Annotated in this window: 14 protein-coding genes; 11 read left to right on the top strand and 3 right to left on the bottom strand. The window is 45.8% G+C overall.

Going from position 1 to position 15,877, the window contains the following annotated elements; all coding sequences use genetic code 11:
* Positions 1–12: 12 nt before the first annotated feature.
* Both pepT and C7R56_RS04330 read left to right on the top strand, forming a co-directional pair.
* Entirely contained in the window at positions 13–1,254 is a 1,242-nt protein-coding gene (gene pepT, locus C7R56_RS04335; protein WP_107995352.1) for a peptidase T, read from the top strand.
* Complete coding sequence (locus C7R56_RS04330; protein ID WP_107995351.1) at positions 1,251–1,514, top strand: DUF1294 domain-containing protein; 264 nt, start codon at positions 1,251–1,253, stop codon at positions 1,512–1,514. Before pepT ends, C7R56_RS04330 begins: the two co-directional genes overlap by 4 nt.
* A 46-nt stretch (positions 1,515–1,560) precedes the next feature.
* Here C7R56_RS04330 and C7R56_RS04325 read toward each other — a convergent pair whose 3' ends face one another.
* Positions 1,561–2,412, bottom strand: coding sequence for a DegV family protein (locus C7R56_RS04325; RefSeq protein ID WP_107995350.1), 852 nt, complete (start codon positions 2,410–2,412; stop codon positions 1,561–1,563).
* Positions 2,413–2,584: 172 nt separating this feature from the next.
* Between C7R56_RS04325 and truB the strand changes: the two genes are divergently transcribed.
* From truB to lepA, 9 genes are all read left to right on the top strand, one after another.
* Entirely contained in the window at positions 2,585–3,496 is a 912-nt protein-coding gene (gene truB, locus C7R56_RS04320; RefSeq protein ID WP_107995349.1) for a tRNA pseudouridine(55) synthase TruB, read from the top strand.
* 22 nt (positions 3,497–3,518) lie between these two features.
* Positions 3,519–4,481 (top strand): riboflavin biosynthesis protein RibF, encoded by a 963-nt coding sequence (gene ribF, locus C7R56_RS04315; RefSeq protein WP_107995348.1) that lies wholly within the window; start codon positions 3,519–3,521, stop codon positions 4,479–4,481.
* The gene (gene hemW, locus C7R56_RS04310) at positions 4,482–5,612 is read left to right on the top strand and encodes a radical SAM family heme chaperone HemW (protein ID WP_107995347.1); all 1,131 of its coding nucleotides are present in this window, start codon (positions 4,482–4,484) and stop codon (positions 5,610–5,612) included.
* 136 nt (positions 5,613–5,748) lie between these two features.
* Complete coding sequence (gene hrcA / locus C7R56_RS04305) at positions 5,749–6,783, top strand: heat-inducible transcriptional repressor HrcA (protein ID WP_107995346.1); 1,035 nt, start codon at positions 5,749–5,751, stop codon at positions 6,781–6,783.
* A 22-nt stretch (positions 6,784–6,805) separates the two neighbouring features.
* A complete protein-coding gene (grpE, locus tag C7R56_RS04300) occupies positions 6,806–7,342 on the top strand; it encodes a nucleotide exchange factor GrpE (protein ID WP_107995345.1) in 537 nt (178 codons plus the stop codon).
* Between the two features lie 47 nt (positions 7,343–7,389).
* Positions 7,390–9,210, top strand: coding sequence for a molecular chaperone DnaK (gene dnaK, locus C7R56_RS04295; protein WP_107995344.1), 1,821 nt, complete (start codon positions 7,390–7,392; stop codon positions 9,208–9,210).
* A 99-nt stretch (positions 9,211–9,309) separates the two neighbouring features.
* On the top strand, positions 9,310–10,455 hold the full coding sequence (gene dnaJ, locus C7R56_RS04290) for a molecular chaperone DnaJ (protein WP_107995343.1): 1,146 nt from the start codon (positions 9,310–9,312) through the stop codon (positions 10,453–10,455).
* Between the two features lie 214 nt (positions 10,456–10,669).
* A complete protein-coding gene (locus C7R56_RS04285) occupies positions 10,670–12,316 on the top strand; it encodes a phosphoenolpyruvate carboxykinase (ATP) (protein ID WP_107995342.1) in 1,647 nt (548 codons plus the stop codon).
* Between the two features lie 171 nt (positions 12,317–12,487).
* On the top strand, positions 12,488–14,311 hold the full coding sequence (gene lepA, locus C7R56_RS04280) for a translation elongation factor 4 (RefSeq protein WP_107995341.1): 1,824 nt from the start codon (positions 12,488–12,490) through the stop codon (positions 14,309–14,311).
* Between the two features lie 282 nt (positions 14,312–14,593).
* On the opposite strand, the gene C7R56_RS04275 is transcribed toward lepA, so the two are convergent.
* Both C7R56_RS04275 and C7R56_RS04270 read right to left on the bottom strand, forming a co-directional pair.
* On the bottom strand, positions 14,594–15,529 hold the full coding sequence (locus C7R56_RS04275; protein WP_107995340.1) for an aldo/keto reductase: 936 nt from the start codon (positions 15,527–15,529) through the stop codon (positions 14,594–14,596).
* A 39-nt stretch (positions 15,530–15,568) separates the two neighbouring features.
* Positions 15,569–15,871, bottom strand: a complete 303-nt coding sequence (locus C7R56_RS04270) for a YciI family protein (protein WP_107995339.1) — start codon at positions 15,869–15,871, stop codon at positions 15,569–15,571.
* Positions 15,872–15,877 lie beyond the last annotated feature (6 nt).

The following is a 15,877-nucleotide window of genomic DNA, read 5'->3' as shown; positions in this document are numbered from 1 at the left end:
GGATGTCAATAAATGCAAGAAAAATTAGTGGACCGTTTTCTGAAATACATTAAATTCGAGACAAGATCGGATGAAGAAAGCCTGACCGTGCCTTCTACCCAAAATCAGGTGGACTTCGCAAAAAATATTTTAATGCCGGAACTGGAAGCCATCGGACTTTCGGATATCCAATATAATGAGGGAAATGGTTTCGTGACGGCTCTTTTGCCACGCAATTCCCAAAAAGAATTTCCTGCAATCGGGTTCATCGCCCACATGGACACAGCTGATTTTGAAGCGGCGAATGTAAATCCGCTTATTTGGGATCACTATGCGGGAAACGATTTGATTTTGGATGCGCAAGCACAGGTGCTTCTTTCACCTAAGGATTTCCCCTCTTTGAAGAACTACATCGGCCAGACTTTGATCACTACTGACGGAAAAACGTTGTTGGGTGCGGACGACAAAGCCGGCATCGCCGAAATCATCACAGCGTTGGAAGCGATAAAAGCAGCGGATGACATCGAACACGGGGACATAAAAGTCGCTTTCGGACCGGATGAAGAAATCGGCCGTGGAGCTGATCTTTTTGATGTGGCTGCTTTCGGCTGCGACTTTGCTTACACGATGGACGGCGGCCCATTGGGAGAACTTGAATTTGAAAGCTTCAATGCTGCGCAAGCTATCGTAACGATCCATGGCAAAAATGTGCATCCAGGCACTGCCAAGGACACAATGGTGAATGCAATCAAGTTGGCCATCGCTTACGACAGCGCTTTGCCGCAAAATGAAGTACCTGAGCAAACAGAAAAGCGCGAAGGATTTTATCATTTGTTGGGCATCGAAGGCAATGTGGAAGAAAGTAAAATGACCTACATCATCAGAGATCATGACAAGGATCTTTTTGAGAACAGGAAAACGACTATGCTTTCGCTTGCGGAGCGCATGAACAAGGAATGGACTGAAGAACGCATCACAATCGAAATGCACGATCAGTACTACAACATGGGGGAAGTGCTGAAAGAGGATATGCGTCCAGTCGATCTGGCTGAAACGGCGATGAAGTCACTGGGGATCACCCCGATCATCGAACCGATCCGCGGCGGCACAGACGGATCCAAGTTGTCCTTCATGGGCCTGCCCACTCCGAATATTTTTGCCGGGGGAGAAAACTTCCACGGACGCTATGAATTCGTGTCTGTCCAATCAATGGAGAAGGCCGTTGCGGTTATCGTGGAAATCATCAGACAGAGCCAAGGTTACGGAAAACAATGAGAGATCCAGTGCTTGTATATTTCATCCTAGCGAACGTGTTTCTTTTCATCTTGATGGGCGTCGATAAAAAGAAAGCGCGGCAAAAAGCCTGGCGCATACCGGAACGAAACCTGCTTCTGCTTGGATTTTTTGGTGGTGGCCTAGGCGGACTGCTGGGGATGCATCATTTCCGCCATAAAACGAAACACCTGAGTTTCAAGGTAGTCTTCACTTTGGGGACACTCTTGACCGGGATAACATCCTATTTCTTATTCATATGAAAATAAAATGCCGCTATTACCCATTTTCGGGAGATAGCGGCATTTTTTATTTGTTTTTCATTAAGAATTGGAGGGATACGGCTTCGGGGCCGGCGTGGGTCATGACGCTGGCGCTGGCGTAGGACGTGTACAGCTGGGCGTTGGGGAACGCAGCCTTCAGCATGCCGACGATTTGATTTGAATATTCCGATAAGCCGACATGCGTGATGCCGATCGCTTCAACATCCAGGTATTTCTGTTTCAGCTCTTCGATAATCTCTTCGTAGCGTTTTACGATTGCTTTCGTGCCGCGGCCTTTGATATCGGTAGTCAATGCGCCGTCGATCATTTTCAGGTTGGCTTTGATGTTCAATAAGGTTGTGATGCGTCCCATCGTTTTTCCAATGCGTCCCCCCTTGACCATATTTTCCAGGTTGACGATGCAGATGTAAAGCAGGGTGCGCTCCTTAACGGCAGCGATTCGAGGCAATGCGTCCGCCACTGTCAATCCTTCAGCGGCACATTTGGCTGCTTCCAATACTTGGAAAGCAGCGGCTCTTGCACAAAACTTCGAATCGATGACAGTGACTTTACCGTGGGCGAGTTTAGCTGCCTGGTGAGCAGAATTAACGGTTCCGCTCAGTGTTTCGGTGACATGGATGGACAGAATTTCGCTGCCATCAGCTGTCAATTCATTGTATTTATCCAAAAAAGTGCCCATTGCAGGTTGAGATGATTTTGGCAACTCTTTGCTGTTCATCATTTTTTCGAGAAACTCAGGTTTGGTTATGGTGACGCCGTCGTGATACAGCACGTTATTTATCATGGATGAAAGCGGGATTACGGTGATTCCGTATCTGTCAATTTCTTCTGCGGACAATTCCGTTGTGGAATCGGTCACAATTTTGAAGTTTGGCATGTTGATTCTCCTCAAGTACAGTCTTATTTCCTTTAGCATAGCAGATTTTACAGAAAAAGTAACGCAGTTATCATTATGATTGTAAGCATATTCTTCTAATGTTGATGTTTTTTCCTGTAGAATAGATTATGCTATAATAGGTTAGTTGTAGAAGAAAGTAGGTTACAGACATATGGACGGAATATTACCTTTATGGAAAGAACGCGGCATGACAAGTCACGACTGCGTATTCAAACTTAGAAAAATACTGAAAACTAAAAAAGTGGGGCATACCGGTACACTGGATCCGGAAGTTGATGGCGTTTTGCCGATCTGCATCGGAAAAGCCACAAAAGTCGTCGAATTTTTGACTGACACGGACAAAGCTTACGAAGGGGAAATCACTATCGGAGTCGCCACAACGACTGAGGACAGCCAAGGCGAAACGATTGCGAAGGCGCCGGTTGCGCAAGACTTGTCTTTGGCTGAGATCGATGCAGCGATGGAAGCCATGGTAGGCGAAAGCATCCAAGTTCCGCCGATGTATTCCGCGGTCAAGGTGAACGGAAAAAGGCTGTACGAATACGCCCGCCAAGGGTTGACCGTCGAAAGGCCGCAAAGAACCATCCACGTCATGAGTTTCGTGCGGATTTCAGAACCCGTCTACCATGCGGAAGAACAAACGATGTCCTGGAGCTTCCGGGTCACTTGCGGCAAAGGGACCTATGTGCGGACTTTGGCCGTCGATCTGGGTGCATCTTTGGGTTATCCGGCGTACATGTCAAACCTGACGCGCACGATGAGCGGATCCTTCACAAAAGAGGATTGCTTGACGCTGCAGCAAGTGGCTGAAGCAATGGCGAACAACGACATTGACGCGCGGCTGAAACCAATCGACTTGGTATTCGGAACGTATCATCAGGTTGCGCTTGACGATGAACTGTGGGATAAGGTCAAAAATGGCGCTGTTCTGCCGAAAGAGGGGCCATTCGAAACAATGGACGCGCCCGTTTTATTCACCTATCAGGACAAAATTGTGGCGATGTACGAACCGCATCCAACCAAATCCGGTTTCATCAAACCCAGAAAAATGTTCCTATCATAAACAGCAAGGAGTTGCCTTAGCAATGGAAATAATGCATATACATCATCCCTATGACCAAAAACTGATACCCGATGAGCAAGTGGTATTGGCATTGGGATACTTTGACGGCGTTCACAGAGGGCATCAAGAAGTGATCAAACGCGCAAAGGAAGTTGCCGAAAAGAAGAACCTCAAACTTGCCGTCATGAGCTTCAATCATCACCCGAGCATCGTTTTCCAGAAGATGAACCCAGAAACGATGCAATATTTATCGACCGTCAACCGCAAAGCCGAAATATTCGAGAACCTAGGCGTTGATTATTTCTTCGTCATCTCATTCACATCTGCGTTTGCCTCTTTGAGACCGCAGGAATTTGTCGACCAATACATCAGCGGCCTACATGCTGTTGCAGTCGTTGCCGGCTTCGATTATACCTATGGACCCAGAGAAATTGCGGATATGAAGCAATTAGTGAACTATGCCAAAGGTCGTTTCGAAGTCATCGAAGTCGCCGAATTGAAGGACGAAGCCGAAAAAATCAGTTCCACGCACATCCGGGAAGCATTAGCTGAAGGAAACATGAAAAAAGCGAATGCTTATTTAGGCTATATCTATCAGATTGACGGCACGGTCATTCATGGCGATGCGCGGGGCAGGCTACTTGGTTTCCCGACTGCTAATATCCAAACCGAAAAACACACACGCTTGCCAAGGAATGGCGTTTACATCGTAAGCATCAGAGTGAACGGAATCTGGCATCGCGGCACGGCTTCGATCGGGCACAACATCACTTTTGAAGCTGGACGCGACAAAACCGTGGAAGTATATATACTGGACTTCGACAAAATGATTTACGGTGAAGAAGTAACCGTCAGATGGCACCATTTTATCCGCAGCGAGATAAAATTTTCCGGCGTCGACCAGCTGATTGCGCAACTTAAAAGTGATGAAGCGGATACGATTGCCTATTTTCAGGATCACCCATTGAACGAGGTGACCCTCTAAATGGCAGCGGCTTATTTGCACATCCCTTTCTGCGAACATATCTGCTTCTATTGCGATTTCAATAAGGTGTTCTTGGAAGGACAGCCGGTTGACGAATACGTGGATGCATTGATCAAGGAGATGCAGTTATCGAAGAAACTGCATCCTCAAGAAGAGATCAGCACTTTCTATATCGGCGGCGGCACACCAACGACTCTGAACGAGCGCCAACTGGAGAAGCTTTTGAACGGAATCCGCAGCACCTATTCCTTGCCGAAGGGCGCCGAGTTTACGATGGAAGCCAATCCGGAAAGTATTTCGTTCGAAAAGTTGAAGATCATGCGCGATTATGGGGTCAACCGTTTGAGCATGGGGGTCCAATCGTTCAATAACAATATCCTGAAAAAAATCGGCCGCATCCACACTGCCGAGCAGGTATACACTTCTGTGGCCGATGCCCGCAGAGCCGGATTCGAAAACATGACCATTGATCTGATCTTCCGCCTGCCAAACCAAACGATGGCCGATTTTGAAGATAGTCTGAAAAAAGCCTTGGAATTGGATCTGCCGCATTACTCCATCTATGCCTTGATCCTTGAGAACAAGACGGTGTTTTATAACTTGATGCGTCAAGGGAAATTGCCGTTGCCTTCGGAGGACACAGAGGCCGATATGTATGCTTTGGCTATCGAGACGATGTCAAAAAACGGAAGAAATCAATATGAAATCTCCAACTTTGCATTGCCGGGTTATGAATCCCAACATAATCTCACTTATTGGAAAAATGAATCCTATTTCGGTTTTGGGGCTGGAGCGCATGGCTATATCGATGGTATCCGTTACCACAATCATGGACCGATCCAGCAGTATCTGGCGCCTTTGCGCGAAAATAGCTTGCCAATCATCCGTCAGCAGCAGTTGTCGAAACAGGAACAGATGGAAGAAGAAATGATTCTGGGACTGCGCACGATGGTGGGCGTCAGCCAAAAACATTTTGCAGATAAATTCCAAACCCCGCTGTTGGATCAGTATGCTGCTGTCGTTTCTGATTTGGTTGCGGATGGCCTGCTTCGGGTCGATGGCGACAGGATCCGATTGACCCAAAGAGGTGTTTTCCTCGGCAACGAAGTATTCCGTTCTTTCTTGATGTGAAATGCGTTCGATCCGAGTGGGATGCCCAGAATGTTATGAAAAATGATTGTATTCCGTTGACAAAGCCTGTAACCCGTGATAAATTTATTTATGGTTAGCACTCATTGTAGTCAAGTGCTAAAGTGAGGTGAAAATCTTGTTAACAGAAAGACAGTTGCTAATTTTGGATTTAATTGTCAGGCATTACATCGAATTCGAGGAGCCAATCGGTTCGAAGACGCTTCTTAAGGAATCTGCTTTGTCCTTGAGTTCCGCCACCATCCGTAACGAAATGATGCGGATCGAAGAACTGGGCTTCTTGGAAAAAATGCATTCTTCATCCGGCAGGATACCGTCCATCCAAGGCTACCGTTACTATGTCGATCAACTATTGGGAAAAGAAAGCGAAGAAGTCGCTGACGACGTCAAACAGACGATTAAGCATGGTTTTCAGAATCCTTACCAGGAAGTGCAGCAGGTTGTCGAAAAATCAGCTGAAATGCTGTCTTTTTTGACGAACTACACTGCTTTGGCAATCGGGCCTGAAACAAAGGACAGCCGATTGACGGGGTTCCGATTGGTCGCACTCAATGAAGGGCATGTGATGGCCATATTGGTGACTGATAAAGGACATGTGGAAAATCAGATTTTTTCTGTTTCGCCGGGCTTCTCAGCCTCTGAGATAGAAAAAATCGTCAACATCTTCAATCAGGAACTGGTAGGCCGCACACTGCAGGAAGTATTCATTAAACTGCAAACGGACATTCCGGTGATTATCCGGAAGTACGTCGATGCAAAAATCGATTTCACAGCGATCTTCAATGACATCGTTGCGAAGTTGGAGCATGACCGCTTCCATGTAGGCGGCAGCATGAATCTTCTGAACCATTTGGATGCGACGATGGACAAGAATAAAGTCAAAGCCATTTTAAGTATGCTGAATGGGTCTCCGGACATCCATGCGCTTTTTTCAAACCCCAATGATGGCGTCGGCGTCAAGATTGGAACGGAATTGAACAATGAGCTGCTGCATAATTTTAGCTTGATTACGGCTACTTATGACACGGCCGGCAACGGTAAGGGCCTTATTGCATTACTGGGGCCAACCAATATGCCTTATCAAAAAATGATCAGTATCATGAAATTTATGCGTTACGAACTTTCTGATAGCTTGAATGATCTGAACAAATAAGCACGACAAAGGAGATTTTGAAGTGGATAATAACGAAGAATTAGTGGACCAGGAACAAGCGACCGTTGAAACAACGGTTGTTGAAGGTCAAGAGACGGTTACGGAAGCAAGTGAGGTTGAAGCCTTGAAAGCAACCTTGTCCGAAACGGAGGATCGCTTGTTGCGCCTACAGGCTGAACTTGCCAATATTCAGAAGCGCAACGCAAAAGAAAGACAGGATGCGGCGAAATTCCGTTCCCAGTCTTTGGCACAGGAATTGTTGCCGGTGATGGACAGTTTGGAACGCGCATTAGCGATTGAAGTGGAAGATGAAAAATCTTTGAACCTGAAAAAAGGTTTGGAAATGGTCATGAACTTATTCACGGAAGCTTTCGCCAAAGAGGGGATTTCTCCGATCGATCCGATCGACCAGCCTTTCGATCCAAATTTCCATCAATCCATTCAAATGCAGCCGGCTGCTGAAGGTCAAGCGCCTGATACAGTCGTCGCGGTAGTCCAAAAAGGCTACACCTTGAAAGAACGCGTTTTAAGACCCGCAATGGTTATTGTGGCAGAATAGTTTTATTGATAAACACAAAAAAATTTCATATAGAGGGGAATAACATCATGAGCAAAATTATCGGTATTGACTTAGGAACAACAAACTCAGCTGTCGCTGTATTAGAAGGCGGAGAAGCTAAAATCATCCCAAATCCAGAGGGAAATCGCACGACACCATCTGTCGTTTCATTCAAAAATGGCGAAATCCAAGTGGGCGAGGTCGCTAAACGCCAAGCAGTGACAAACCCGAACACAATCAGCTCGATCAAACGCCACATGGGCGATGCTGGCTACAAAGTGGAAGTGGAAGGCAAAAGCTACACACCACAAGAAGTTTCAGCGATGATCCTTCAATATCTGAAAGGCTACGCAGAAGACTATCTGGGCGAAAAAGTTGATAAAGCCGTTATTACAGTTCCAGCTTACTTCAACGATGCACAGCGTCAAGCGACTAAAGATGCCGGAAGAATTGCCGGTCTGGAAGTAGAGCGTATCGTCAACGAGCCGACTGCTGCAGCTTTGGCATACGGTTTGGACAAAACGGACAAAGACGAAAAAATCCTTGTATTCGACTTGGGTGGCGGAACATTCGACGTTTCCATCCTTGAATTGGGCGATGGCGTATTCGATGTGTTGAGTACAGCCGGCGACAACAAATTAGGCGGAGATGACTTCGACAACAAAATCATCGACTACTTGGTTGCAGAATTCAAGAAAGAAAACGGAATCGACCTTTCAAACGACAAAATGGCGAAACAACGTCTGAAGGACGCTGCTGAAAAAGCCAAAAAAGATCTTTCCGGCGTAACTTCAACCCAAATCAGCCTGCCGTTCATCACTGCCGGCGATGCAGGTCCCTTGCACATGGAATTGACGCTTACCCGCGCTAAATTCGATGAAATCACTTATGACTTGGTTGAACGTACAAAAGGTCCTGTACGCCAAGCATTGAAGGATGCAGGTCTATCCACTTCCGAAATCGATGAAATCATCCTTGTCGGTGGTTCAACACGTATCCCAGCAGTCATCGAAGCAGTCCGTAAAGAAGCAGGCAAAGAACCGAACAAATCCGTTAACCCGGATGAAGTTGTTGCAATGGGCGCTGCTATCCAGGGCGGAGTCATCTCCGGTGATGTAAAAGATATCGTATTATTGGACGTTACACCTTTATCATTGGGTATCGAAACAATGGGTGGCGTGTTCACTAAATTGATCGACCGCAATACGACAATCCCGACAAGCAAATCACAAGTGTTCTCGACTGCAGCCGACAACCAGCCAGCTGTTGATGTACATGTCCTGCAAGGTGAGCGTCCGATGGCAAACGACAACAAAACATTGGGTCGTTTCCAATTGACGGATATTCCATCAGCACCTCGTGGTGTTCCGCAAATCGAAGTATCATTCGATATCGACAAAAATGGTATCGTCAATGTTCGCGCTAAAGACTTGGGCACTCAAAAAGAACAAACAATCACCATCAAATCTTCTTCCGGTCTGACTGACGAAGAAATCGAAAAAATGGTGAAAGATGCAGAAGCGAACGCTGAAGCAGACAAATTGCGCAAAGAAGAAGTTGAACTGCGCAACGAAGTGGATCAATTGATCTTCCAAACCGACAAAACTTTGAAAGAGCTAGACGGAAAAGTCGACGCTGATGAAGTGAAGAAGGCTGAAGAAGCTAGAGACGAACTGAAAGCAGCAGTCGAAGCAAACGATTTGGAACAAATGAAAACGAAGCGTGATGCTTTGAATGAGCTTGTCCAAAATCTGACTGTCAAACTTTATGAGCAAGCTGCTCAAGCGCAACAACAAGAAGGCGCACATGAGTCAACGACTGACGACGGTGTCGTTGATGCGGATTTTGAAGAAGTAGACGACAAATAGTCAACTCTAACGAGAGGAAGCCAACGCATAACTGCATTGGCTTCTCTCACTGTATAGAGACAAAATGTTCAGATGAAGCCAATCAATGGAGGCGAAACAATGGCGAAAAGAGATTATTACGATGTCTTGGGTGTGTCGAAGGATGCCACAGACGATGAGATAAAAAAAGCTTACCGGAAACTTTCCAAGAAGTTCCACCCGGATATCAACAAAGAAGCGGGCGCAGAAGACAAATTCAAGGAGCTTGCAGAGGCGTATGAAGTCTTGAGCGACGGCAACAAACGCGCAGCCTATGACCAATACGGCCATGCCAGCACCGATCCCAATTTTGGCGCAGGCGGCGGTTATGGTGGCGGTGGCTTCGGCGGCTTCTCGGGCGGTTTTGAAGATATCTTTGATTCCTTTTTCGGAGGCGGAGGCGGTGGTCGCGGCAGAAATCCGAATGCCCCCCGTCAAGGCTCTGATCTACAGTACCGTATCCACCTCACATTTGAAGAAGCGATTTTCGGGAAGAAAGAAACCATCCGTTACAAACGTGATGAAGAATGTAAAACCTGTAGTGGTTCCGGCGCAAAACCGGGCACGCAACCGAAAACGTGTTCGAAATGTCATGGTTCAGGAGCTGTCGGTGTCGAAAGGAATACGCCTTTTGGCCGCGTAATGACGCAAGCAGTCTGTGATGTCTGCAGCGGAACAGGTAAGGAAATCACGGATAAATGTACTACGTGTTACGGACGTGGGCATGTCGAAACTGATCACTCTGTGGCAGTGACAATCCCTCCAGGTGTCGACGATGGACAACAGATGCGCTTGAACGGCCAAGGCGAAGTCGGCAGCAATGGCGGCCCGTATGGTGACCTCTATGTCGTTTTCCAAGTGGAACCAAGCGATATTTTCGATCGCGAAGGGACCGAGATCCATTACACGCTTCCGATCAGCTTCGCCCAAGCAGCTTTGGGTGATGAGATTGAAGTGCCGACTGTGCATGGCAAAGTTAAGTTGAAGATTCCTGCCGGGACACAAACGGGCACGAATTTCCGTCTGAAAGGCAAAGGGGCGCCACGCTTGCGTGGAACCGGAAACGGTGATCAGCACGTCAAAGTTACTGTCGTCACACCGAAGAACCTTAGCGAGAAGCAAAGAGAGGCAATCCGCGCATTCGCAGCAGCAGGCGGCGATACGTTGGTGGAAGATGACGCCAATTTTTTTGATAAAGTGAAGGACGCCTTCAAAAATAAAAAATAAATAAGCCAAAAGAACCGGTGTGTTGGAAACAGCCAAGCACCGGTTCTTTTTTTGTCCCTGGACTATTCTGTTAGAGTTTTTGTAACGAACATGAGGATAAACAACACTTTTTTTATAGAAAAAGAATAAATATTCGCTAATTCCGGGATGTAAGGGGTTACATTTTACAAAAATAGGATTATAATGGAATTATCAAATAAAAGAGGTGACGTAAATGGCTACTATAGAATCGTTCAATAGATCCGAATTAAAGAAGTCCAACCCTTTACTTACGAAATTCCGGACAACGGTCGAAACAGCTTTTTATGGCAAAAACATGCAGGAAGTCACGGACATGACGGAAGCCTATGAACTCGCACTGAACGCTGAAGGTGTGGTCGTGACCGACTTGCCTGTGCTCCATGCAAAAGAATTGGGATTGCCGGAAGATGCCAAGATACTTGTCGAAAACGGCGGCAGAATCATCGGCCGTACTGCCCGCGCCAAACGGATCATCGGAGAGAACAAGGAAGAGGACGAAAAACTTCAAGCCATCATCATGGATGTCATTTATCAGAACAGACTGCGCCATTATTATAAAGCGACAGGGTATGTAGGTTTGGATAAAGATTTCATCATCAAGGCGCATATCGCTTTTCCCGAAGGAAACGAAAACAATCTTTACTCCTGGCTATTGAACTTCCAGTGGGACAGCCCGGAATATCAGGAAATGTATGCCCATTCGAAAGCATACAACGAAGGCGACATTTACATCTATACGGATCCCGACTGGCGCCATCCGGATTATCCGCTGGGTGTGGCTGTGTTCGAGCCTGATAAAAACGTGGCCTGCATCCTTGGAATGCAATATTTCGGAGAGTTTAAAAAAGGCACACTGACGCTGGCTTGGGGAACGGGTCATCGCAATGGCTACGTTGCTTGCCATGGCGGACAAAAACACTTCCGCTTGCATGATGGCGGTTCCTATGTCGCTTCCTTCTTCGGGCTTTCGGGGTCGGGCAAATCGACTCTGACCCATTCGAAGCACGACAACAAATATGAAGTCAAAGTGCTGCATGATGATGCCTTCCTGATCGATTTGACGGATGGCTCCTCCATCGCTTTGGAACCTTCCTATTACGATAAGACCCAGGATTACCCCGCTGATCATCCTGAACAGAACTATTTCGTGACTGTCCAGAATGTTGGCGTGACGAAGGATCATGACGGCAAAATTGTGCTGGTCACCGAGGATATCCGCAACGGCAACGGACGTACGGTAAAATCACGTTATTCCACTCCGAACCGCGTGGATAAGTTCGAAGAGCCGATCAATGCTGTCTACTGGATCATGAAGGACGATGCCTTGCCGCCTTTGGTCAAAGTGGACGAAGCGGTCTTGGCGGCAACATTCGGCACGACGTTGGCTACGAAACGCACGACTGCGGAAACGCTGAAGAAAGGCGAGTCGACCGATACACTGGTCATCGAACCATTCGCAAATCCGTTCCGGGTCTATCCGTTGGTTGAGGATTATGCCGGCTTCAAAGAATTGTTGGCTCACGAAGATGTCGACTGCTACATCATCAATACTGGATTTTTCATGGGTAAAAAAATACCGAAGGAAGTGTCTTTAGGCGTCATCGAAAGTGTCGTTGAAGGGACAGCATCATTCGTGCCATTCGGTGCTGCACCGCATCTCAGCTATCTGCCGGTGGAAGGCTTCAATCCCGATTTTGAAGACAAAGACTATACGAAGTTGGTGAGAAGACGCATGCAGCTGCGGGAAGATTTCTTGGAAGAATTCAATGCTGCCCATCCGAGTATGCCGCTGCCTGATGAATCCATCCAAGCATTGCAAAATATCATTGATGCTTTTTAAGTTTCAATAGGAAAGAATCCGGTGGGAAGCCTCCGGATTCTTTTTTCCGCTTATCAGCCAAACAAAAGCGAGAAAGGCTTGCTAATCTGAGGCGGCATCTTGTCAGAAAGGCTTTAGATTGGTATAATTTCCAAGTGAACGAATGGACGTCAGAGAAAGTGAGCAACGATAATGAACTTAGAAGAGATGAAGCAACGACAAAAGAGGATCAGAAATTTTTCCATCATTGCCCATATTGACCATGGGAAATCTACATTGGCGGATAGAATCCTCCAAATGACTGATACAGTCGCCGATCGTGACATGCAAGCACAATTATTGGATTCCATGGACCTCGAGAGAGAACGAGGCATCACCATAAAACTAAACGCCGTCGAATTGACTTACAGGGCCGAAGACGGAGAAGATTACATCTTCCATCTGATCGACACACCGGGACACGTCGACTTTACGTATGAAGTATCCCGCAGTTTGGCAGCCTGCGAAGGGGCCATTCTGGTAGTGGATGCGGCGCAAGGGGTCGAAGCCCAGACCCTCGCCAACGTTTATTTGGCTTTGGACAACAACCTGGAAATTGTGCCTGTCATCAACAAGATCGATTTGCCTGCCGCAGATCCTGAACGCGTCAGGGCTGAGGTTGAGGATGTCATCGGGATCGATGCCAGCGATGCGGTTTTGGCGAGCGCGAAAATCGGCTTGGGCATCCCTGAGCTGCTGGAACAGATCGTCGCAAAAATCCCGGCTCCGGAAGGTGATCTGGAAGCACCTTTGCAAGCCTTGGTTTTTGACTCGATCTATGACCCATACCGGGGAGTCGTACTGAATATCCGGATCAAAAATGGCGTTGTCCGCCCAGGCGACATGATCAGATTCATGGCTAACGGCAAAGAGTATGAAGTCATCGAAGTAGGGATTTTCTCTCCGAAACCGATCAAACGCGACTTTTTGATGGTCGGGGACGTCGGCTATTTGACTGCTGGCATCAAAACGATCCAAGATACACAGGTCGGCGACACGGTTACGTTGGCGAACAATCCTGCCAGCGAAGCTTTGGCCGGCTACCGCAAAATGAACCCGATGGTATACTGTGGTATTTACCCAGTTGATGCATCGGACTTCAATGACTTGCGCGAAGCTTTGGAAAAACTTCAATTGAACGATGCGTCCTTGCAGTTTGAGGCGGAATCTTCGCAAGCACTCGGCTTCGGTTTCCGTACCGGATTTTTGGGCATGCTGCACATGGACGTCATCCAGGAACGGATCGAACGCGAATTCGATTTGGATATCATCACGACGGCTCCATCTGTTATTTATCGCGTCAACAAAACCGATGGCGAATTTTTGGAAATCGACAACCCTTCGGAAATGCCCGATGCGACAACCATCGAAAGCATCGAAGAACCGTATGTCAAAGCAAGCATAATGGTGCCGAATGATTATGTCGGTGCCGTCATGGATATCGCTCAGAAGAAACGCGGCAATTTCATTACGATGGATTATTTGGATGATTTCCGCGTCAATGTCGTCTATGAAATGCCCCTGTCAGAAATCATCTTTGATTTCTTCGACAGATTAAAATCAAGCACGAAGGGTTACGCTTCCCTTGATTATGAATTGATCGGCTACCGCCCAAGCAAACTGGTCAAGATGGATATCCTCTTGAACGGGGAAGCCGTCGATGCCTTGAGTTTGATCGTGCATCGCGATTTCGCCTATGCGCGCGGAAAAATAATCACAGAAAAACTGCGCGGATTGATTCCACGCCAACAGTTCGAAGTTCCGATCCAAGCAACGATCGGCAACAAGATCCTAGCTCGAACTACCATCAAAGCTTTGCGCAAAAACGTACTGGCTAAATGTTACGGCGGGGATATTTCCCGTAAGCGTAAATTACTGGATAAACAAAAAGAAGGTAAGAAGCGCATGAAGCAAGTCGGATCCGTCGAAGTTCCACAAGAAGCCTTCATGGCCGTTCTGAAGATGGACGAGGATTAAAAATCTTCTCGCACAATCGTTTATAGGAATTAAAAATAGCAAAAAATAATAAAACTCTCTACCATTTGTCCCACCGCCGAAAAAAAGCGTTGGATTTGGTAGGGAGTTTTTTTGTTTAGGCTACTATCTGATTAAAGAGAACAATGATGAATTTTTTGAAAATTGTGTGGAAGAACCTGCGCAAATACATCTATCCTTTTATTCATACTGTACCCCTTACAAATTCAAATAAAAGGATAATGGTATACATATAGAATAATACCATTATCCTTTAGTTAATAGTTAGTTCATCTCTTTTTCCCATTCTCGTACAATTATAATACCTGAATTATCAGCAGCGTTTTCTAAAGTTCTGATTTCGTTTTCAGTCAATGAAATTTGACTTGCTTTAAATGCGTCGTCTACATGATTCACTTTAGTAACACCGATAATTGGAACTGTTCCTTTGGATATTGCCCAAGCTGCAGCAATTTCAGAAACGGTTGCATCATGAACAGAAGCAACTCCTTGTATAGTACTAATTAGTTCTTCTAATGATTCTAAATTATCATTATATATTTTTGCGCGTTCACTATGTTCTGGAAATGGTGTTTTTGTAGTATATTTTCCAGAAAGAGCTCCTTGTTCTAAGACCATGTAAGAGAAAAAAGTAATATCGTTTTCTTTGCAATAGTCGATTATTCCAGATGTTTCTGATGAACGATTCAGAAGGCTTAAGTGATTTTGAACGGCTGAAATTTTTAGATTGTGCTTATTCAAGATAGCTTGGGCTTGTTGAATTTCAGCTAAATTATGATTGGAAACTCCAATATATTTTACTTTTCCGCTCTCAACCAAGGATATTAGTTGAGGTGTCCATTTATCAACATTTGCCGGATTGTGAATCCAGTATATATCTACATAGCTTGTCTGCAATCTTTCTAGACTACCACTCAGCATCTGTTTCGCTGCCTCTGAAGTTTTTTCTGCGATTTGAGGTGTGAATTTTGTAGAAATTAAAAGGGCACTTCGATTTTCATTTTTGGAAAGATTTCCTAAAATTTGTTCTGAAGCACCCATTCCATAGACTGCTGCTGTGTCCCACAAATTTAATCCTCTGCTTAAAGCTGCCTTGAATACGGGCTCCAAATCAGATTCATCAAAATAATTTCCGAATACTTGATCACCACCTGCTGCACCTGAACCCCATGCCCAAGTTCCAAGAGCTATTTTAGGCATATTTAAATTTTTCAGTAAATTAGTAATAAAATTTCCTCCTTAATTTCCTTGGTACCAATTAAAATTCTCTGCTATTTTATTAGCCGTAAATTCATTTATTTGGTACTCTGCTAAGTCAGGGTAGTAGCTATCTTTTTTGAGAATATCTTCAAGTTCTTCTCGATTTTCTGCTTGAGCTATTATGATGCCTGATTTTTCAAATGAAATAGAAGGACCAATAAGCAAAAATTTTCCCTTGTCATAATACTCAGAAAACCAATTTCTGTGTGCGATTAATTGTTGCTCGGAAATTGATTCATCTTTAAAAATATTCTCTTTGATTGCAATAGTGATAAGATACATTGGGTC

The sequence above is a fragment of the Trichococcus paludicola genome (assembly GCF_003052295.1).
In the GTDB taxonomy this organism is placed as follows: Bacteria; Bacillota; Bacilli; order Lactobacillales; family Aerococcaceae; genus Trichococcus; species Trichococcus paludicola.
Note: the sequence above shows the minus strand (reverse complement) of the source record. Positions and strands in the feature narration are given on the sequence as shown.

Coding starts and splice junctions, on each gene's coding strand:
- hemW (WP_107995347.1), top strand. CDS start 4,482: ATGGCAGCGGCTTATTTGCACATCCCTTTCTGCGAACATATCTGCTTC.
- pepT (WP_107995352.1), top strand. CDS start 13: ATGCAAGAAAAATTAGTGGACCGTTTTCTGAAATACATTAAATTCGAG.
- C7R56_RS04270 (WP_107995339.1), bottom strand. CDS start 15,871: ATGTATCTTATCACTATTGCAATCAAAGAGAATATTTTTAAAGATGAA.
- dnaJ (WP_107995343.1), top strand. CDS start 9,310: ATGGCGAAAAGAGATTATTACGATGTCTTGGGTGTGTCGAAGGATGCC.
- C7R56_RS04325 (WP_107995350.1), bottom strand. CDS start 2,412: ATGCCAAACTTCAAAATTGTGACCGATTCCACAACGGAATTGTCCGCA.
- lepA (WP_107995341.1), top strand. CDS start 12,488: ATGAACTTAGAAGAGATGAAGCAACGACAAAAGAGGATCAGAAATTTT.
- C7R56_RS04275 (WP_107995340.1), bottom strand. CDS start 15,529: ATGCCTAAAATAGCTCTTGGAACTTGGGCATGGGGTTCAGGTGCAGCA.
- C7R56_RS04330 (WP_107995351.1), top strand. CDS start 1,251: ATGAGAGATCCAGTGCTTGTATATTTCATCCTAGCGAACGTGTTTCTT.
- C7R56_RS04285 (WP_107995342.1), top strand. CDS start 10,670: ATGGCTACTATAGAATCGTTCAATAGATCCGAATTAAAGAAGTCCAAC.
- truB (WP_107995349.1), top strand. CDS start 2,585: ATGGACGGAATATTACCTTTATGGAAAGAACGCGGCATGACAAGTCAC.
- dnaK (WP_107995344.1), top strand. CDS start 7,390: ATGAGCAAAATTATCGGTATTGACTTAGGAACAACAAACTCAGCTGTC.
- ribF (WP_107995348.1), top strand. CDS start 3,519: ATGGAAATAATGCATATACATCATCCCTATGACCAAAAACTGATACCC.